The 19,951-nt window shown below is 43.5% G+C and carries 18 protein-coding genes and 1 pseudogene; 9 read left to right on the top strand and 10 right to left on the bottom strand.

From position 1 onward, the window contains the following. Positions 1 to 82: 82 nt before the first annotated feature. Entirely contained in the window at positions 83 to 1,066 is a 984-nt protein-coding gene (locus A0125_RS13295) for a hypothetical protein (RefSeq protein WP_066757139.1), read from the top strand. An 83-nt stretch (positions 1,067 to 1,149) separates the two neighbouring features. Beyond that, positions 1,150 to 1,608: an energy transducer TonB gene (locus A0125_RS13290; RefSeq protein ID WP_066757135.1), complete on the top strand. Its 459-nt coding sequence runs from the start codon at positions 1,150 to 1,152 to the stop codon at positions 1,606 to 1,608. Here the strand turns inward: A0125_RS13290 and uvrA are convergent. The 5 genes and pseudogenes from uvrA to A0125_RS13270 form a co-directional block, all read right to left on the bottom strand. Then, positions 1,605 to 4,465 (bottom strand): annotated as a pseudogene (gene uvrA, locus A0125_RS13285) (excinuclease ABC subunit UvrA). The gene A0125_RS13290 and the pseudogene uvrA sit on opposite strands and share 4 nt — an antisense overlap. A gap of 68 nt (positions 4,466 to 4,533) precedes the next feature. Continuing rightward, a complete protein-coding gene (locus tag A0125_RS13280) occupies positions 4,534 to 5,400 on the bottom strand; it encodes a DUF4097 family beta strand repeat-containing protein (protein WP_066757132.1) in 867 nt (288 codons plus the stop codon). After that, on the bottom strand, positions 5,400 to 5,531 hold the full coding sequence (locus A0125_RS16440) for a hypothetical protein (RefSeq protein ID WP_262507308.1): 132 nt from the start codon (positions 5,529 to 5,531) through the stop codon (positions 5,400 to 5,402). Before A0125_RS16440 ends, A0125_RS13280 begins: the two co-directional genes overlap by 1 nt. Before the next feature lie 11 nt (positions 5,532 to 5,542). Beyond that, entirely contained in the window at positions 5,543 to 6,427 is an 885-nt protein-coding gene (locus A0125_RS13275; RefSeq protein ID WP_066757129.1) for a hypothetical protein, read from the bottom strand. Further along, complete coding sequence (locus A0125_RS13270) at positions 6,417 to 6,971, bottom strand: RNA polymerase sigma factor (RefSeq protein ID WP_066757125.1); 555 nt, start codon at positions 6,969 to 6,971, stop codon at positions 6,417 to 6,419. The genes A0125_RS13275 and A0125_RS13270 overlap by 11 nt, the downstream gene beginning before the upstream one ends. Before the next feature lie 426 nt (positions 6,972 to 7,397). Between A0125_RS13270 and A0125_RS13260 the strand changes: the two genes are divergently transcribed. Further along, a complete protein-coding gene (locus A0125_RS13260) occupies positions 7,398 to 8,063 on the top strand; it encodes a class I SAM-dependent methyltransferase (protein ID WP_066757116.1) in 666 nt (221 codons plus the stop codon). Here the strand turns inward: A0125_RS13260 and A0125_RS13255 are convergent. Beyond that, positions 8,057 to 8,929, bottom strand: a complete 873-nt coding sequence (locus A0125_RS13255) for a UbiA prenyltransferase family protein (protein WP_156472547.1) — start codon at positions 8,927 to 8,929, stop codon at positions 8,057 to 8,059. The genes A0125_RS13260 and A0125_RS13255 overlap by 7 nt on opposite strands. A gap of 167 nt (positions 8,930 to 9,096) precedes the next feature. Between A0125_RS13255 and acs the strand changes: the two genes are divergently transcribed. Then, positions 9,097 to 11,013, top strand: a complete 1,917-nt coding sequence (acs, locus tag A0125_RS13250) for an acetate--CoA ligase (RefSeq protein WP_066757281.1) — start codon at positions 9,097 to 9,099, stop codon at positions 11,011 to 11,013. Between the two features lie 220 nt (positions 11,014 to 11,233). Here the strand turns inward: acs and A0125_RS13245 are convergent, their stop codons facing one another. Genes A0125_RS13245 through rsmA form a run of 3 tightly spaced genes read right to left on the bottom strand, consistent with a single transcriptional unit; the run spans position 11,234 to position 14,114 of the window. Further along, positions 11,234 to 12,166 carry an NAD(P)-dependent oxidoreductase gene (locus A0125_RS13245; RefSeq protein ID WP_066757110.1) on the bottom strand — a complete coding sequence of 311 codons (933 nt, stop codon included), beginning with the start codon at positions 12,164 to 12,166 and terminating at the stop codon, positions 11,234 to 11,236. Beyond that, entirely contained in the window at positions 12,166 to 13,335 is a 1,170-nt protein-coding gene (locus A0125_RS13240; RefSeq protein ID WP_066757100.1) for an FAD-dependent monooxygenase, read from the bottom strand. Before A0125_RS13240 ends, A0125_RS13245 begins: the two co-directional genes overlap by 1 nt. Further along, complete coding sequence (gene rsmA / locus A0125_RS13235; protein ID WP_066757098.1) at positions 13,332 to 14,114, bottom strand: 16S rRNA (adenine(1518)-N(6)/adenine(1519)-N(6))-dimethyltransferase RsmA; 783 nt, start codon at positions 14,112 to 14,114, stop codon at positions 13,332 to 13,334. The genes A0125_RS13240 and rsmA overlap by 4 nt, the downstream gene beginning before the upstream one ends. Positions 14,115 to 14,231: 117 nt before the next feature. Here rsmA and pdxA point away from each other — a divergent pair, with 117 nt between their 5' ends. The 5 genes from pdxA to A0125_RS13210 all read left to right on the top strand — a co-directional run bounded on the left by pdxA (position 14,232) and on the right by A0125_RS13210 (position 19,015). Next, positions 14,232 to 15,287: a 4-hydroxythreonine-4-phosphate dehydrogenase PdxA gene (gene pdxA, locus A0125_RS13230; protein WP_066757095.1), complete on the top strand. Its 1,056-nt coding sequence runs from the start codon at positions 14,232 to 14,234 to the stop codon at positions 15,285 to 15,287. A gap of 78 nt (positions 15,288 to 15,365) precedes the next feature. After that, entirely contained in the window at positions 15,366 to 16,787 is a 1,422-nt protein-coding gene (locus A0125_RS13225) for a CCA tRNA nucleotidyltransferase (protein WP_066757279.1), read from the top strand. Between the two features lie 30 nt (positions 16,788 to 16,817). After that, on the top strand, positions 16,818 to 17,411 hold the full coding sequence (locus A0125_RS13220) for an IS1096 element passenger TnpR family protein (RefSeq protein ID WP_066757092.1): 594 nt from the start codon (positions 16,818 to 16,820) through the stop codon (positions 17,409 to 17,411). A gap of 24 nt (positions 17,412 to 17,435) precedes the next feature. Beyond that, positions 17,436 to 18,356, top strand: coding sequence for a tRNA (adenosine(37)-N6)-dimethylallyltransferase MiaA (gene miaA, locus A0125_RS13215; RefSeq protein WP_066757088.1), 921 nt, complete (start codon positions 17,436 to 17,438; stop codon positions 18,354 to 18,356). Positions 18,357 to 18,394: 38 nt separating this feature from the next. Beyond that, entirely contained in the window at positions 18,395 to 19,015 is a 621-nt protein-coding gene (locus tag A0125_RS13210; RefSeq protein WP_066757085.1) for an L-threonylcarbamoyladenylate synthase, read from the top strand. A gap of 10 nt (positions 19,016 to 19,025) precedes the next feature. Here A0125_RS13210 and A0125_RS13205 read toward each other — a convergent pair whose 3' ends face one another. Continuing rightward, a complete protein-coding gene (locus A0125_RS13205; protein ID WP_066757082.1) occupies positions 19,026 to 19,949 on the bottom strand; it encodes an EamA family transporter in 924 nt (307 codons plus the stop codon). Between the last annotated feature and the right edge of the window lie 2 nt (positions 19,950 to 19,951).

Below are 19,951 nucleotides of genomic sequence, written 5' to 3'. Positions count from 1 at the left end.
ATAGTCATTCAGCGCCATATTTACGTCATTAGCTTGGCGTGGTGTTCGTTAATTTGCGCAAAGCACTACCTTTGCCTACGATATGACGACAAGACTTTACAATCCTTTTCTGGACTTTACCTTCGATAATCACACCTGTTTCCTGACAGGAAGAACTTTGAGCTCCGCTGATGAGCAAATTCAAGTATTTCCTGTGTGGATGATGCGTGCTTTTGATTTGGAGGAAAAACCTTTCAAGATGTTGGATGAGAGTTTTTCGACGTATAAAAAATTGAAATTGCCCTGTTCTGCAGATGCGGCCATACAGCTTGAATCAATAGAATCTGCGGTAGAGCATGCCATGGCTGTGGGCTATGAGGCGGTGAAAGAGCTTCCGGCGGCAGTTCTCTTTCAATGGGTTGCCAAGATCTTGTACGGCGTGGTCTTTAATGAAATACAAGCGGGTATCCGCCAAGCGACCATGAGTGGGGAGGAGATGAATTTTTCGCAAGCTTTGGTGCACAAATTTCGCAATCTACATGCGATGTTGCAATCGGTTGTACATCCGATGGAATTTGAAAATAGAAATCCTTTCTCAGTGCTGGTTCTTCCTGTGGACAATGCTCCTGAAACATTTATCTACCGTGATGAGATCAATACTTTGATATTTTCCTTGCGGATGAATGATTTTGCGATTATCGCGACGCTGCAAGATAATGGAACGCATGCGATCTATCATGAAGATGTGCTGACTACGGTTAAAGACAAGGTATTGCATCCGATTCAATTCGAAGAAATCTGTGCGCGTTATTTTTATTCGGCCTATTTGTTTAATAAGTTGCCAGAATACACGTTTATGGATACACCCAAGATGATTTATGTAGAGCCGATGCCGATGCAAGATTGGACCATGAAGCCTATTTTCGATCATTGGCAAGTGAAAACCTTTGGACAGGTGCTAGAGAACTTTTGGAAACCATGGGGATATACGCTATTTGAGATTATTAAAAATCCAGAAGAACCAATGAGTTTTATTCAAGATGGAGAGGGTAATTTTATAGAAAAGGTCGATTTGCCACTCGCTTAATACAGCAATGCTGCGTTACGCACTATTTTCTTTTCGTGGAGTGATTTTTGTTTCTAACCTGTTAGAAAATTAGGAACGTAAGGATGCAATTAATTAAATTTATCTTCTCCACCACATTTATACTGTGGTTGGTACTCAGTGCGATATCGAGCTTTGCTCGCGTTAGTGCGGTAAATCAGATTGAAGTGGATACTATCTATACTGAGGTAGATGTAATTCCGCGTTTTGCGGGCGGCGCAAAGGCTTGGAGCAACTTTCTAAATAGAAATCTGAACATACGCAACATCCAGCAAAGCATTGATGAGGATACTTATATCAGCTTTGGTCTGGTGCAGCAGGCTAATCTAGAATTTACCGTGTGTGAAGACGGTAAAGTTTGCGACATAGAAGTGCTCAATGCAGATAAGATCAGTCCAGAATTTGAGGAAGAGGTAATGCGCGTGATGAAACGTTCACCACGCTGGAAACCAGCGCTGCGCGATGGGCAACCCGTGAAAACACGTTTCCGACAACCCGTAATAGTCAACCTCAAAGAACGCTAGATAGTAGCGGCGGACTGCGTTTTCATTTCTTCCTTTAAGAATCTTCCGGTTTCGCTTTGCTTCACTTTAATCAGATCTTCTGGTACGCCGGCAAACATCATTTTGCCGCCTGCAGCACCTCCTTCTGGCCCCATGTCGATCACCCAATCTGCCGTTTTGATCACATCCAGATTGTGTTCGATGATAAGAACACTGTTCCCACGATCGACCAAACGATTGATGACACCCATTAGTACATTCACGTCTTCAAAATGCAGTCCGGTCGTCGGCTCGTCCAAGATGTAAAACGTACTTCCGGTATCTTTTTTGGACAATTCGGTCGCTAGCTTTACGCGCTGCGCTTCACCGCCCGACAGTGTTGTCGAAGATTGTCCTAACGTGATGTAGCCTAAACCGACATCTTGCAAAGTTTTGATCTTGCGGAAGATAGATGGGATATTCTCAAAAAAATCCACGGCCTCGTCAATACTCATGTTCAATACATCGGCGATCGATTTGCCACGGTAGCGTACTTCCAATGTTTCACGGTTATAACGTTTGCCATGGCAGGTTTCGCAAGGTACTTGGACATCTGGCAGAAAGTTCATTTCGATGATTTTCAGACCGGCACCTTGGCAAGTTTCGCAACGTCCGCCTTTGACGTTAAATGAAAAGCGTCCTGGTTTATAACCGCGGATTTTGGCTTCCGGCAGTTGCACAAACAGTGTCCGTATATCGGAGAATACGCCAGTATATGTAGAAGGATTGGATCGTGGTGTACGTCCGATTGGGCTTTGGTCAATCTCGATGACTTTATCAATATGTTCCAATCCTTCAATGGATTTGTAAGGTAGTGGTGTTGCTTTAGCACGAAAGAAATGATGATTCAAGATGGGATAAAGCGTTCCAGTAATCAAACTGGATTTTCCGGAGCCCGATACGCCTGTTACAGCGATTAGTTTCCCTAATGGGAATACGGCATCCACTTTCTTCAGATTGTGCCCAGTAGCTCCTTTTAGTATCAATTCTTTGCCATTACCTTCACGACGAGAGGCAGGAATCGCTACTTCTTTTCTACCGTTCAGATAAGCTGCTGTCAGCGTATCTGCTTTTAGTATATCTTTTGGTGTGCCTTCTGCTACGACTTTTCCGCCATGCAAACCAGCTTCCGGCCCCATATCGATCACATAATCGGCATGCAAGATCATATCTTTATCGTGCTCCACTACTAATACCGAATTGCCGATGTCGCGAAGGTTTTTCAAGGCGTGGATTAAGCGCTCGTTGTCGCGCTGATGCAGACCAATACTTGGCTCATCGAGTATGTATAACACATTTACCAACTGTGAACCAATCTGGGTGGCCAATCGGATGCGTTGCGCTTCTCCACCAGAAAGGGTTTTAGAACTACGGTTGAGCGTGAGATAGGTAAGGCCGACATCCAGTAAAAAGCCTAAACGGGTACGTATCTCTTTTAGAATTTCGGTCGCGATGGTGCGCTGACGATCATTAAGCCGATCTTCTAAGCCTTCAAACCAAGCATATAAATTGGAGATATCCGTCGATGCTAGTTCATAGATATTTTTGCCATCGATCTTAAAATGGAGCGATTCCTGTTTTAACCGCGCTCCTTTGCAAGTAGGGCAGGTAACTTTCGTGCGGAAATCTTCTACCGAACGGCTATCTTCTTGCTGTTTGGGAGCGTGCTCTTCTAGCATCGTAAAGATACCTTGAAAATTGACTTTGTATTCTCTGGCGCCATAGCTGCCGTAAGAGACGGTTAATGGAATTGGCTCTTCGGCACCATATAAAAGCAGGTCGATCTGCTCTTCGGTGAGTTTGCTGATCGGTGCAGAAAGCGAAAAGTCAAATTTAGCGGCTATCGCTTTGATAATGGCTGATGTCCAAGATTCGCGCAGCGCGCCGATCGGTACGATAGCACCTTTCTGGATACTTAAAGAACGATCTGGAATGACCATTTGCTTGTCGATCTCAAATACGTAACCCAAACCATCGCATTTGGGGCAAGCGCCATATGGTGAGTTGAACGAAAACGTATTAGGCTGCGGTTCGTCATAAGAGATGCCAGATTCGGCATCCATTAAGTAGCGGCTGTAGAAATTTTCTTTATCTTCTTTATTGACAATTTTGATAATGCCTTTTGCTGTCTTTAATGCTTGCAATACCGATGTATACAATCGCTTGCGATCATCTTCATTGACATATAGCCGATCGATCACGATCTCGATGTCGTGGATTTTGTATCGATCAACCTGCATTTTGGCAACCACATCTAAAATGTCGCCATCCACTCGGACTTTAGTATAGCCTTGTTTGCGGATCTGTTCGAATAATTCGCGATAATGTCCTTTACGACCCTTGATGACGGGTGCCAAAATATAGATAGGATCACCCGCGTACTCTGTCGTAATGCGGTCGATGATCTGATCGTCGGACATGCGCTCCATCTTGCGACCACTGGCATACGAATAGCTTCGCCAGCACGCGCGTATAGCAAACGTAGGAAATCGTAGATTTCGGTAATGGTTCCTACGGTTGATCGTGGATTTTTTGAAGTGGTTTTCTGTTCGATAGAAATCACCGGACTCAATCCAGAGATTTTATCCACATCGGGGCGCTCCATTCCACCAAGAAACTGACGACTATATGCCGAAAAAGTTTCCATGTAACGTCGCTGCCCTTCGGCATAAATGGTGTCGAAAGCCAAGGATGACTTTCCACTGCCGCTCAAGCCAGTGATAACGACCAGCTCATTACGAGGAAAGGATACGTCAATGTTTTTAAGATTGTGTACCCTTGCTCCAAAAACCTCTACCTCACGTTGTTCACCCAGATCTACCGTCTTATTTTTTGCCATTAGAATCCTGATTTATGCAGGTGGCAAAGTTACGCATTTTAAAGTCGACTTTCGCGTTTTGCTTTGGCTTACTTCTTAGTCGTACGCAAGTAAATTTTACCATTCGTAGTACGCAGGTTGATGTTTTCACCGCCGCCATTGATGGTGCCTTGAATTCGATTCGATGAACCAGAAATCGTAAATGACTGCGGTAATTCAGAAAAAGCAGATTCTAACGCTACATTGGCTGATTCCATAGCTTCTTCTACGACAGTTCCGATAGAGTCAAGCCAACCTTGTGACTGCATATTGGCTGCGATTTCGTTGCTTAAGCTATCTGTGTTCACGTATGCTTTTGTATTTGCCAATACAATAGTGGGTTCTTTTCGGTTAGCTACAGGTTTGAGATCAATATTAAGTTCTTCGGCTGCGAAGATCTCTCCCAAAGTAGTGCGTAATTCCAAATTTGCCGGTGTAGAAATCGGAACAGCAACATCGATGAAGCCTAATGTAGAAACCAATGAAACTGGGCCTTTTACTGGTTTGTCGAGTACTGCTTCAATATTGCCATGAACGGTTTTGACGGTCATAGGTCCTGTCACTTGGTGGAGTTTCACATCTCCAAACGTGTTACTCACTTCAATATCTGCGAGCAAATCTTGCAAAACGATTTTACCTTCGGTCCAGCTGGAAGGTGCTTTGATGGCCAAGGCAATTTTATGCGGCAACTGAAGATGTATCGAGTCCAATTTCTGCCGGTTTACGACACTTAATATGGTTATACCATCCGATTCTGTGAGCTGTAAGCCAACGCCGGTATTGTCCTTTAATCCTGAACTATTAATGCCTTGCAAACCCGCAGCGCGCTCATCATATTCTGTATGTTCGGCCCAAGTTGCAATGACGACCTCATTGCCGTCATATCCTTCTACCGATACTGCATTGGCATTTACCATTAGTTTGCCGCTATTTTTCTTAAAACGGAATTCTTTTTTTCTCGCTTCGTGTTATTGTGTTGTACTTGCGCAGTTGCCCAGGTACACATAGCTGCCAAGGCTATAACGCTGCTAATTATCTGTGTTTTCATAATGTTGTGTTTTACCAATTTTTCATTAATACGGCATACGCCTGATCTTTGACTAAGTCAATCGTCAACGGATCTTCTACAATCGCTTCCAGTCGCTTGGTCGTAGCATCGTTGATTTGTAATGCATCTGCATCAACCATAGCATGCATCAGCTCCATCTGCATCGCAGGATCTTTTTGTTGCAGGAATACATCCTGAATTTGCTTTTCTTTTTGCTCTGCTGAAGCGTGCTCCATGAATATGTCATAAGCCGCTAAGCGGATGTTTTCATTTGGGTCGCTTCCCATAAGTTGTTGAATTTTTGCCATAGCAGCATCAGGGATATAATCCAGACTCGCCAATTGCAACACACCTTCCATCCGATTGATCGCCGAATGCTCATCTGCTAGCAAAGCATAAGATTTTACTAGGGGATCTTCCATTTCCATTTCTAACGGACGATTATTGTTTACGTGTTTCTGTGTTTTTGCAGGCTTGATCGTTGCTGTGCGGGCATCCATGTTATGCGTTGATCCATCTTTGCTGATAGTGCTCTGCAGAGGCGACGATGTTGGTTGCTCTGTGGTTGTATTCACGACGTCATTGCTACTATCCGACAGTTGTTCTTGTTGCGCCAGGCGAGTTTGGATGTTTTCGTCTGTAGCGATGCCATTCTGCGTGAGCTGTCTCCAAAAAATCCCTGTCACTGTCAATATCGCCACAATTGATGCTGCTGCATACCACGTGCGGGCCGAACGCATCCACCGTATCGGTGTCACTTTTTCCTCTTCCGGCGTGGTGTTTGCCGTTTGTGGCGGTAAGTTTTTCTTGATCCGATCCCAAACGAGTGGCGAAGGCTGATGCCGTTCGAAGGCTTGCCTATTCTCGTTTACAAATTTCTTTAATCTATCTTCCATAACACCCTTTCTCCTTTATCATTTGTGCTATTTTCTGCTTGGCTCTATGGTACTGACTACGTACAGCGGTGTGCGACAGCCCGAGCGTTTCTCCGATTTCTTCTTGTGACATATCTTCAAAGAGAAACAAATTCACGATCGTCTTGGCCGTGTCTGGTAGCCGTTCTATGGCCTGTTCTATATCTTCTACGCGACTTTGTTGCCATTCGCTCTCTTCTTCATCGTGCAGAATTTCGGTGCCCTTTATTTCATCGATGTCCGAAAAATAAATGCGACGTTTGCGCAGGTGCGAAATACTTTTGTTGATAGCAATACGCTTTGTCCACGCCTCGAAACTGTCTAGTTCTACCAACCGATTTACGTTCGAAAATACATTGACAAATACCTCCTGCAGTAAATCTTCGGCTTCCGCTATATTGTTGACTAACCGATAAATCGAATTGTAGATCGATGTCGCATATCGTTCGTATAGGCGTGTATATCCGCTGTCTTTACCAGCAAGACATAAGTCTATTAATTCCTTATCAGTCCAACTAGCTTTCACTTTATTGTTTTACAGTGGTGTTTTTCATCTTGTTTCTATTCTATAGTCGCCGTCATTAGCACAATGTTGCAAATTAGGATAAAAAAAATTTCATATGTTCAAAATCCATTCGTAAAAGGGTTTTCTTTCGAATTTGGTACAGATCATCTGCCCGCTCATGATATCTATTATTCTTGAGCTTTTGTAAATCTCGTGACCAAAGAAGGAATGTGTAATTTGTGTGGCTAATTTTTCTGGTACGAAACATTTCGACAGACGAATTACAATTATCGATCACTTGGTATTCTGAATAGTTGTATCTTAAGAGAAGAATAATCATTTGGAATGCGATGGCGGGCGTGGCTAATGTAGCGCGGTAGGTTAATGTTGCAGCAAAAAAATAAGCTGAGAAAACAGTCGCCATGAAAATGAAGTAATATTGAGTGTATGGCAACAGAAAATGAATTACAGGCGATAGCTGCACAACTGCGCTGTCCCGAAGGGCAACATGGTGTGCAGATTGGCGAAAACATGAATGACACCAATAGCAATATGACCTTGCAAACTTTGGAAGCATTGCGTTTGGCCGATGCCGAGCATGTGCTCGAATTGGGGTACGGCAATGGCGGACATCTGGTTAAGCTGATCGGTGCAGCTAATGATTTGCAGTATGTGGGTGTTGATATATCGTCGACGATGCAGTCTGAAGCGCAACAGCTCAATGCAACACTGATGACACAACACGCCATATGTTTTGACTGTTACGATGGTTCGTCACTTCCTTATGCGGATCATTTTTTCGATAAAATCTTCACCGTGAATACCCTCTATTTCTGGGCAGATCCGTTAGCCATGCTGCAAGAACTGGCGCGTGTTGCCAAAATAGATGCCGTGTTGGCGATTACCTTCGCCAGTAAGGCATTTATGCAGACTTTGCCATTCACACAGTATGGTTTTACACTTTACGAACCTGAAAACCTACAGGATATAGTAAAAGATAGCTCTTGGAAAATAGCAGACCTATATTCGCGAACCGAACAGGTCCGTAGTAAGGTCGGGGATTTGGTAGAACGAATCTATTATATTGCGCTATTGCAATTAAAGAATCAATAAAATGATACTGCCCATACGGCTAAAAATTGAATGACCAAGGATAGATCTAACAAGTATACTGCATGATAATGCTTTTGCTGAGCAACAAAAATAAATCGACGCAATAGGAAAAAGATAAACAGATTCGTAATCCATAATCCGATCTGTATAGATAACACATAAGGTGCAAACGCAATCAATAAGGTGTGAAAAACAATAAGCACATAGTTTAATCGTATTGCATTTTGTTCGCCAATCATAGTCGGCACCGTTTTCAAATTATAGTACGAGTCTTGCTTGATATCTCGAACGTCAAAAGGGAGCGTGCAGACCAAAAGGAATACTATTTTAATAATGCCCAGAAAGTTTGCAGCGGTCCAATCAATAGCTGTACCCTCTGCCCACGCCTCAATCACGGGCAACCCAACCGTACTCAACGACCATACTGTAGCGATATGAAACAGTTTGAGGCCTGGAATCTGTCGTAAACCACCCGAATGCTTGCCAAGCCTAAGAAAGGGAATATTGTACAACAAACTCAGCACACCGATAAAACCTAGGTAGAAAACGGTGTAGAGATGAATGTGCCAGAGGCAATATAGTAAACTAAACACGGCGATCAGTGTGACCGTCACCATCTCCTGCTGATGTCCAAAAAACCAGCGCGTTCGTGCAAATCGAGATTTTCCGGGCTCTGCAGGTTTGGCGTAAAACAAGCTCATGTTATATAGCGCGATGGTGGAGCAACATTCGATGAGTAATACGAAAGGATTAACCGGCAGATCAAGAATTATATACGTTAACGCGCTTTGGGCTACACTAGCCAGCGCAATAATTCCATTAGAAAAGACCAAAATTCGAAACAGACGGGCAAGGGCTTTCATCATGATCTTCAACAAAAAACTTGTTTAAACATTCTTATAAAAATTGGGTTTTTTTAATATAAAAGCTAAATTAGTTAAAGTTACGAGTGTTTAAGTTAATCAAATAACGGATTGGCTGAAAATAATAAATAGCAACGTAATCTATAAACCTAACACAATACTTGAAAGAGATGAGTTTTCAAATTAATACCTTTGAAGCCTATCAAGCGGCTTATGATAAAAGCGTCTCCGATCCGGAAGCATTCTGGGGAGAAATTGCTGAACACTTTTTCTGGAAGAGAAAGTGGACCAATGTACTTAACTGGAATTTCAAAGAACCCGATATCCGATGGTTCGATGGAGCAAAGCTAAATATTACTGAAAACTGCCTGGATAGACATATTTATAGTAATGGAGATAAACCGGCTATCATTTGGGAACCCAATGACCCACAAGAAGCCCATCGCGTACTCACCTACAAGCAACTGTTGGCCAAAGTAGAGCAATTCGCGCACGTGCTCAAAAATAACAATGTTAAGAAAGGAGATCGTGTATGCATTTACCTACCGATGGTACCTGAGCTGGCTATCGCCACATTAGCTTGTGCACGTATCGGTGCTATTCATTCGGTCGTATTCGGTGGTTTCTCAGCCAGATCGATCGCCGACCGGATCAACGACGCGCAATGTAAATTAGTCATCACGTCTGACGGTGGCTTTAGAGGCAATAAAGTGCTCGAACTCAAAAATATTGTTGACGATGCGTTAGTACAATGCCAATCGGTAGAGCGCGTAATCGTGTTAACGCGATCTCGTACACCGGTGTCCATGATTAAAGGGCGCGATGTGTGGTGGGAAGATGAAATCTCCAAAGTAGAGACACAAGGTAATCTGGCTTTCCCGGCAGAAGAAATGGATTCTGAAGATCCGTTATTTATTTTGTACACATCTGGATCTACGGGCACGCCTAAAGGCGTAGTACACAGTACGGCCGGATATATGGTGTATACAGGGTATACATTCTCCAATGTGTTTCAATACCAGCCGGATGAAATATATTTCTGTACGGCAGATATCGGTTGGATAACGGGGCACTCATATATTGTATACGGCCCACTCTCTCAGGGAGCTACTTCAGTAATGTTTGAAGGCATTCCAACGTTTCCAGATGCGGGTCGTTTTTGGGATATTGTGGCCAAGCACAAAGTCAATATTCTCTATACAGCACCTACTGCAATCCGATCCTTAATGGCATTTGGCGATGAATATTTGGAAAACAAAGATTTGAGCAGTATTCGTAAGTTGGGATCAGTAGGTGAGCCCATCAATGAGGAAGCTTGGAATTGGTTTAGCGAAAAGATTGGTGGCGGAAATGCGCCTATCACTGATACGTGGTGGCAAACGGAGAATGGAGGTATATTAATTGCGCCCTTAGCCGGTGTATCACCCACCATTCCCGGCTATGCTATGCTGCCGCTTCCTGGTGTGCAACCTTGCCTGATGGATGAGAACGGAAAAGAAATTGTAGAGAATGATGTGACTGGCAATTTATGTATCAAATTTCCATGGCCGGGAATGCTCCGTACGACTTGGGGCGATCATGAGCGGTGTCAGAAAACGTATTTCTCTACGTATGAAGATATGTACTTTACCGGTGATGGTTGCTATCGCAACAAAGACGGTTATTATCGCATAACGGGACGTGTAGATGACGTGCTAAATGTTTCGGGCCACAGAATTGGAACGGCTGAGGTCGAAAATGCCATCAACATGCACTCGGATGTTGTCGAGTCGGCTATCGTGGGTTATCCCCACTCGGTAAAAGGACAGGGAATTTATGCCTATGTGATTGCCAATCATCATGGGAAAGAAGAAGATACTAAACAGAATATCTTACAGACTGTTACTCGGTTAATTGGCGCGATAGCTAAACCTGATGTGATTCAATTCGTGGAAGATCTGCCTAAAACAAGATCGGGCAAAATCATGCGTAGAATTTTGCGTAAAATCGCTGAAGGTGATACCGATAACTTTGGGGATACCTCTACTTTACTGGATCCCTCAATCGTTGACAAGATCTTAGAGGGAGCGCAAGCACATAAAAAATAATGCAATTGCTGAAGGGTATCAATTTCATCTTTTTCAGAGGTGGTGTGTGGTGCTAGGGCTTATCTTTTGAAGATTGTACTCGCCTTATCAGCCAGCTATTCTATCACGAAGCCATCAGCATAAAAAAGCCACCTGCTATCGAAGCAGGTGGCTTTTTTATGGTTAGGGTCGATTATCGGTTATGAGAAGCTTAGCGACTGCTTTGCTTGGCAAAGTGAGCTCAACAAGCTAAGTGTTGTGAAATTTTGTCGGCTAATACCTCAGAAAGTTTATAGTAACTTTCTACTGTCCAGCCAGCCACATGCGGACTTAGCAAAACATTGTCACGACTAACCAGCTCCTCAAACCACGATTGCTCGGCTAAAGCCGGAAATTTTTCAATGGGCAATACATCGAATGCTGCGCCACGGATTTTTCCTGCATCCAATCCTTTCAGCACCGCAGATACATCGACTATGCCACCTCGTGCTCCCATCAAAAAGAAGATCGGTTTGCGGAAGTGATGTAGGTATTCATCGTTGACCATACCTTTTGTTTCCCGCGTTAGCGGAATATGAAAGCTCAGTACGTCAGCGTGTTTTACAATTTCTTCCATAGATACTTCGCGCACATATTGATCGGAGAAACCGGTTTTATATTTGTCGTAAGCGATCACCTCCACTTCAAAACCTGACAATTTTTTGGCCATCGCTTGCCCATTATGGCCATAGCCAATCAGTGCCACCGTAGATCCTTTGAGCTCAAGCCCGCGATTTTCTTCGCGCAACCATTGTTGATGGGTAATCTGCTGATGCGCACGTCGCAGCTTATTCATTAAGCTGAGGAGCATGCCGATCATGTGTTCGCCTACGGCGTCGCGGTTGCCTTCGTTGGCTGGGAATAGCTGAATACCACGCTTTTGTGCAGCCACATCATCAATATTGTCCATACCAGCACCTGCCCGTCCAATAAAGCGAAGTTTGGGCGCGCGGACTAGAAAATCTTCATCCACAAAAAACTTGGAACGAATAATTAACCCATCCATATCTTTTACCAACAGCTCTGCATCCTGTTTGTTGATATTTGGTTCATAGATCAATTCCACATGGTTACGTTGCAGTTTCTCCAAAAAAACAGGATGAATATCGTCTACGATAAGAATACGTGTTGTCATTAAGAAGGATTAATGGTCAAAAAATCTTGTTTTAATAATTTGTTAAGTGAGGCTTCGCTCCAGCTTGCTGGCATGGCTCGCATAAGTACATTGCGTATTGGCACCAAAATCGGATTGGACCATTGTGCGATCTTGCCGATACGCCATGAGGTTGTGGTAATGTAGCGTGTGCGTGCCAATCTGCGTCGTTCAAAATGAACGAATGCTTGCGGTACTGTTTGATTCTTTTTGAGTTCATCTGTCAGCACGGCAACATCTTCCAATGCTTGACAAGCTCCTTGTCCCATATTTGGCGTCGTGGCATGCGCGGCATCGCCCATTAACAGAATCGATCCAAATGCAAAATGCGACAACGGTTTAATATCAACAATATCATTCCACAAAAGATCCTCGGGCGCAGTTTGCGCTAATATAGTTGGAATAGGAGAATGATAATTTCCAAAATGACGCAAAAGATCTTGCGGCGAATACTTTTTATATGTTTCGTCTTGTGCTTTGGCATTAAGACAGGCGTACCAGTACACACGATCTCGCACAAGCGGCGTCATTCCAAAGCGGCCTTGTGCGCCCCACGTTTCAGAACCATCTTTCAGTCCAATGTTCGCATTATCGATCGTAGCGCGCCAGCAAGTGTAACCGGCAAAGCGTGGTGTGGACATTGGCAACAGTTGTTGGCGAATGGGTGATTTGACCCCGTCGGCGACAAGAAGATAGCGACAAGAATAGGAGCTATTATCAGCGAATATCAATCGAATACGATCTTGTTGCTGTTCGTAGCGCTGAATGCGCTTGCCAAGCAAAAGCTGATCTGCCTTTAATTTGGACTGGAGAAATTGATGTAAATCTGCCCGATGCACCGTGAAATTATGCTGCTGATACTGCATGCCCAAACGTGCGGTATCTGGCGCAATCAATACTTGACCTTTTTGGTCCAAGATATTGTATGTTTTGGTGTAAAATCCGATCTGCTCTGCTTCTTGTCGCAATCCTAAATATTCGAAGGCATGCATAGCATTGGCCGCCAGACCAAATCCAGCACCAATACCGCGCAGCTCACTTGCTTGCTCAAAAATAAGAAAGTCCTTCCCTAAAGCCTGGAGTGAGATTCCCATGCTCAACCCTGCTACTCCGCCGCCAATGATGGCAAATTCGCAGTCTAAGCTTTTCATAGCACGGCACCAATCTCTTTGGTCAGATTTTCAAAATCGGCCACGGTTAATCGCTCTGCTCGTAGTTCGTAGAGCGGATTATTGCTCATTCGATCTTTGGGGAGCACCGCGGAAAGGGCATTGCGCAATGTTTTGCGTCTTTGGTTAAAAGCGGCTTTTACGACGCGCCAAAAAAGTTTTTCGTCACAATCTAACGTTTCTCTATCATTACGCGTCATGCGCATCACCCCCGAAAGAACTTTTGGCGGTGGTGTAAATGCACCTGCTTTGACCGTGAAAAGGTATTCTACATCATAATAGGCTTGCAAGAAAACACTCAAAATACCGTATTCTTTGCCTCCAGGCTTGGCTACACAGCGCTCGGCTACTTCCTTTTGAAACATACCGACCATCTGTATCACTTTGTGTCGTTCGTCTAGTATTTTAAATAAAATCTGAGACGAAATGTTGTATGGGAAATTACCAATAATAGCTACGCTACTTGGAAAATGTTGATCAAAATCCAACGCTAAAAAGTCACCATGAATCAAACGATCGCCCAAGTTGGGATACTGATTAGCCAGATAGCCGACGGATTCGTCGTCGATATCGATAAGCCAAGTTTGATAGTTTTGCTCGCGTGTGAGCAAAATGTCTGATAAAACACCCATTCCTGGCCCCACTTCCAACACCTGTTGGAATCCCAACTCTGGTTGCAAAGCATCGACAATTCGCAGGGCGGCAGATTTGTCATTTAGGAAATGTTGACCAAGGTGTTTTTTCGCGCGTACTGTACTCATAGTGCTTGTTTGATGCTTCAAAAGTACGCAAAAAACTCGGGCAGACCGATTTTAAATAGTTGCCATTTCCCGTTTAACTGTTTACTTTTGAGCAATCAGCGCTATAAGCATTACAGGATGAAGGATAAGCTAAAAATCGGTATTACAGTAGGAGATATTAATGGAATAGGTTTGGAAGTGATTATCAAGTCACTACAAGATAGCCGTATACTGGAGCATTTTACACCCATTGTATACGGAAATACAAAGGTGGCATCATTTCATCGCAAAGCTATTAATGCGCATGATTTCAATTTTCAGGTCATTTCCTCAGCGGAGGAAGCGATTGCTAAAAAGGCTAATCTAATTAACTGCTGGCAGGAGGATGTAAAAATTACGTTGGGCGAAGAGAATGAAATAGGAGGTAAATATGCCTTTCTTTCGCTAGAAAAAGCCTGCGAAGATTTGTTAGCCGGAAAAATCGACGCCTTGGTGACCGCGCCAATCAACAAGCATAATATACAACAAGAGGGTTTCGAATTTCCGGGACACACCGAATATCTGCAAGCAAAATCTGAGGCGAAAGATGTTTTGATGTTTATGGTGAGTGATGAGCTTAAAGTGGGCGTTGTAACTGGGCATATTCCTGTAAAGGAAGTTGCCAACACCTTAAGTGAGGATGCTATTCTGCATAAGTTGCGTATGATGCATGCCAGCCTAAAAACTGATTTTTGGATTCAGAAACCCAAAATCGCAGTGCTAGGGCTCAACCCGCATGCGGGAGATCATGGGCTGATCGGGCTAGAGGATGGAGAAATCATCGCGCCCGCAATTGAAAAAGCAAAATCGGAAGGCATACTTTGCTTTGGACCGTATCCTGCGGACGGTTTTTTTGCAAATGATACCTATACAAAATTCGACGCAGTATTAGCGATGTACCACGATCAGGGATTGATTCCGTTCAAGCATATCGCATCTCGTGCTGGCGTTAATTTTACTGCAGGATTGTCATTTGTGCGCACGTCGCCCGATCACGGTACAGGATACGATATCGCGGGGCAAAATGTGGCTTCTGCTGAATCATTTAGAGAAGCTCTTTTTTCCGCAGTACACATTGTAGAACGCCGTCGTGAGCAAAAGGAGCTTTCTGCTAACCCGTTGACATTTAGAAGGCTTTCTAGAGACCGCGATTAATAGATTATACGACATTTTCGATCTTCTCTAAGTGTGATTGCACTTGGAGAAAAAATCGTATTTTTGCGCCTTGCAACTATGGACGATAATTTACAACACCCTTTATTTCACATCATTGGAGAATTGGCTGATCAGGAAAAGCTCTCCTGCTACGTGATTGGCGGCTACGTGCGCGATCGTATCATGGGTAGAGCTTTTAAAAATGATGTTGATATCGTGGTCTTGGGTAGCGGTATAGATTTCGCGACTAAAGTTGGTCTTGCCCTAGGAACGAAGGTGACGATTTTCAAATCTTTTGGTACAGCGATGCTGATGCACGAAGATTTGCAAGTCGAGTTTGTAGGCGCGCGTAAAGAATCGTACCGCGGCGATTCCCGCAAACCTATTGTAGAGAATGGCACTTTAGAAGACGATCAAAATCGTCGAGATTTTACGATCAATGCCATGGCATTTTCGTTGAATAAAAAGAATTATGGTGAGTTGGTCGATCCATTTAATGGATTAGCTGATATCGAATTTAAAGTGATACGCACGCCGCTCGATCCTGATATTACCTTCTCGGATGATCCGCTTCGGATGATGCGTGCCATTCGCTTTGCAACACAGCTGGGTTTTGCCATAGATTCCGAATCAAAGGAGGCGATTGTACGTAATGTAGCTCGTATTCGTATTATCAGCAAAGAGCGGATTATCGATGAATTGAATAAAATCGTACTAGCGCCGAAGCCGTCTATCGGTTTCAAATATTTGTTTGATACCGGATTATTGCACGAAATATTTCCAGTAATGTGCCAATTGCATGGCGTAGAATACATTGATGGAAAGGGGCATAAAGATAATTTTTATCATACTCTAGAAGTGCTCGACAATGTAGCCGAATTGTCGGATGATCTTTGGCTGCGCTGGGCCGCGATTATGCATGATATTGCTAAACCACCGACCAAACGTTTTGATCCAAAGATCGGTTGGACATTTCATGGGCATGAAGACCGTGGTGCGCGGATGGTTCCCAAATTGTTTGCCGAGCTGAAGTTGCCACAGAATGAGAAAATGAAATTTGTGCAAAAGCTCGTTCAGCTTCATTTAAGGCCAATTGTGCTTGTGAAAGATATCGTAACCGATTCTGCGGTACGAAGATTGCTGTTTGAAGCAGGAGATGATATTGATGCCCTCATGATGCTCTGTTATGCAGATGTCACGACCAAAAATGAATATAAGAAAAAACGATATCGTGATAATTTTGAGCTTGTCAAACAGAAGCTGAAAGACGTAGAAGAACGCGATCATATTCGTAATTGGCAACCACCTGTCACAGGAGAAGATATCATGCAAACCTTTGGTGTGGAGCCAGGCAGGATGGTGGGCAAGATTAAAAATGCGATTCGCGAAGCAATCTTAGAAGGCGAAATTGCCAATTCGCGCGAGGAGGCGATCAATTATATGAAAGCGCAAGGTCAGGCATTAGGCTTGCCCATTCAGTTACAAAACAAAGAAGAGTAATTTAGTTAAAAAAATAAAGAGTAGTACACCATGGCAATTTATAGATTTAAAGTCACTTTTGAAGATTACGAAGACATCTATCGGGAAATCGATATGCAATCCAAAAGTACTTTCCTCGAATTACATGAAGTTATTCACAGTACCACTAGCTATGAAGTGGGGCGCTCCTCATCATTCTACGTCAGCAACGACCAATGGAAGAAAGGGACAGAAATAGCCCATCTTCCTAACGAACGTAAGACAAAGAATGAGGTGCTGCTTATGGCAGATATCAAGCTCAGCAAATTTATTGATGATCCACATCAAAAGTTTTATTACGTCTACAACTTCGATAGGCCATACGATTTTCATGTCGAATTGGTGAAGATTTTAAAAGAAGAAGAGGGCAAATCGTATCCAGCGGTATTCAAGTCAATTGGTCAAGCACCTAAAAATGTCGCGGCAGCAGATTTTCCAGTAAATGACGATTTGGAGGAAGAAGATGAAGATTTTATTCACGAAGATGCGGAAGTTTACGGTGTAGATGAAGAAGACGATTTCGATGCATTTGATGACGAGGATGAAAAGTCGGAAGGCAGTGAGAATAGCGAAAAAAGCTCCTCTGGATATAGCGATGATTATTAAGGGCTACGAAATGCCTTCAATATTGTGAGCAGAAAAAAGAAAACACTTGTGTCCGTCGTTGGCCCTACCGCAGTGGGTAAAACTACGATGGCTATTGCACTCGCTCGCTATTTTCGTACAGAGATCGTATCAGCAGACTCCAGACAATTTTACAAGGAAATGTCGATCGGTACCGCAAAGCCGGATGAGGAGGAGCTAGGGGCTGCGCCACACCATTTTATCAATTCACATTCTGTAGATACCATTTATTCAGCTGGAGATTTCGAACGAGATGCGCTTGCATTGCTCGATACTCTTTTTCAGCAACACGATGTGGTGGTCTTGGTCGGCGGATCAGGTTTGTTTGTACGCGCGCTCACCGAAGGATTGGATGATCTTCCGCAGGCGCCTGCGCACATTCGGCAGGAACTGAACGATGCGCTACAAAAAGATGGCCTAGCATCTTTACAACAGCGCTTGAAAGCGATCGATCCAGAGCATTATGCGCAAATGGATTTCCAGAATCCACAGCGTGTAGTACGCGCACTGGAAGTATATGAATCTACCGGTAAATCTATTGCGCAGTACCAACAACAAAAACAAGCAGACCGCAGCTTTGATGTGATCACGATCGGATTGAATGAGGAGAGAGAAACGCTCTATCAGCGTATCAACGAACGGGTGAACAGAATGCTGGAACAAGGGTTGGTCGAGGAAGTAAAATCATTGCTCTCCTATAAAAATCATCCAGCATTGCGTACGGTTGGATACACGGAGATATTCGATTATCTAGATAGAAATAGTACTTTGTATGCGGCTGTAGAAAAGATTCAGCAAAACTCCCGCCGCTATGCCAAACGACAGATTACTTGGTTCAAAAAGCATGGCAATACGCAGTGGTTTGCACCGTCTGATAGCAGTGCAATAATCGCGTTTTTGCATACATCAGGTGTGCCCATTCCCTAAAATTATAAACTTATTACGCGACCAATTGTTGCTATAGTATGTTAGTTAGAATTTACGAAGAGAATCCAAATCCGAAAGCCATACAGCAGGCGGTAGATATACTCAAAAGTGGTGGAGTTATTATTTATCCTACCGATACGGTGTATGGTATTGGTTGTGATATCACTAATCAAAAAGCCATTGAACGGGTATGCCAAATTCGCGGTTTGCAAACGCAGAAAGCAAACCTTTCCTTCATCTGCTACGATCTTACCGATATTTCGCAATACACGAAACCTTTTGATACATCGGTATTTCGATTGTTGAAAAAAGCACTTCCAGGGCCATTTACATTTATTTTTAATGCGAGTGGCCAAGTGCCCAAATTATTGAGTTCGAAAAAAAAGACGGTCGGAATACGAGTGCCTGATAACAGTATTGTGCGCGAAATCGTCAAAGAACTTGGCAATCCGATTGTGACAACCTCCATTCACGATGATGATGATATCATTGAATACTCTACCGATCCGGAGTTGATTTACGAGAAATATGGTGAGAAAGTCGATATGGTTATCGACGGCGGTTATGGCGATAACGTAGCGTCTACAGTTGTGGATCTGACGCAGGGCGAGTTCGAAGTTATTCGCGAAGGTAAAGGCGACTTGTCGGCGTATCTATAGTAAAGCTAAGTTACTGTGGTATGATAGGTGCTTCCTCTGCCGATGGAATAACTTTTCTGGAATTGCGGAAGTACAAGAAATTAAACCACGCTACAGCAAATACAATCATGCCGTAGGCAACCATCTGCAAGCCGGTGATCGGTTCGCCAAAGTAGGTGACAGCTAGTGTAAAGCTTAATAATGGATTGATGTATAATAGAATGCCAACCAATGAAGAGTTCAATCCTTTTAATGCATACGCATTCAAAAAAAGCGGTATAATGGTAAAAACCACGGCAATCAGCAAAACCAATTCATAGAATATTGCCGATTTATTGCCTCCCAATCCAACCACGCCAAATAAGGGTAATAAAATGATTGTGCTGAGTGTAATATGGATCGCTAAAGAGAAAAGCTTGTCAACCTGTGTATTACTCTTTTGCAAGATCAGATAGATCGCATAAGTTAAAGCAATCATTAAACTGTAAAACAGATCGATAAAGTGCCCCATGGATAATAATATGCAACTAAATGCGCTGATACCAACTGCCATCCACTGCCCAACTTTTAGGCGCTCGCCCAAGAATACGGCTGCCAGTGCGGTGGTCAAGATCGGACAGATCAGGTAAGCTAAACTCGTGGCGTTGACGCTTATGGTATTCATCACGAAAATAAATACAAACCAATTTAGGGAGAGCATAAGTGCGCTTACAACATAGTTGGCAAAGATTTTTCGTTTCTCGCTGCTGCTAAAATCTTTTATTTGCCGTACGGAGGCTTTGATTTGCTTGCGGCGGAATAAGACATTGACCAACCAAATGCTTAGTGTGGAAAATAGCACTCTAAACAGCAAAATTTCGAGTGCAGCATAGCCATGTAGTGGCTTTAGTACCAGGCTAAAAAGCCCCCAGATGATAAAACCGATAAGAGCGGAGATGTAAAATTTAAGATTCAAGG

Source organism: Sphingobacterium populi (genome assembly GCF_001586775.1).
GTDB classification, from domain to species: domain Bacteria; phylum Bacteroidota; class Bacteroidia; order Sphingobacteriales; family Sphingobacteriaceae; genus Sphingobacterium; species Sphingobacterium populi.
Note: the sequence above shows the minus strand (reverse complement) of the source record. Positions and strands in the feature narration are given on the sequence as shown.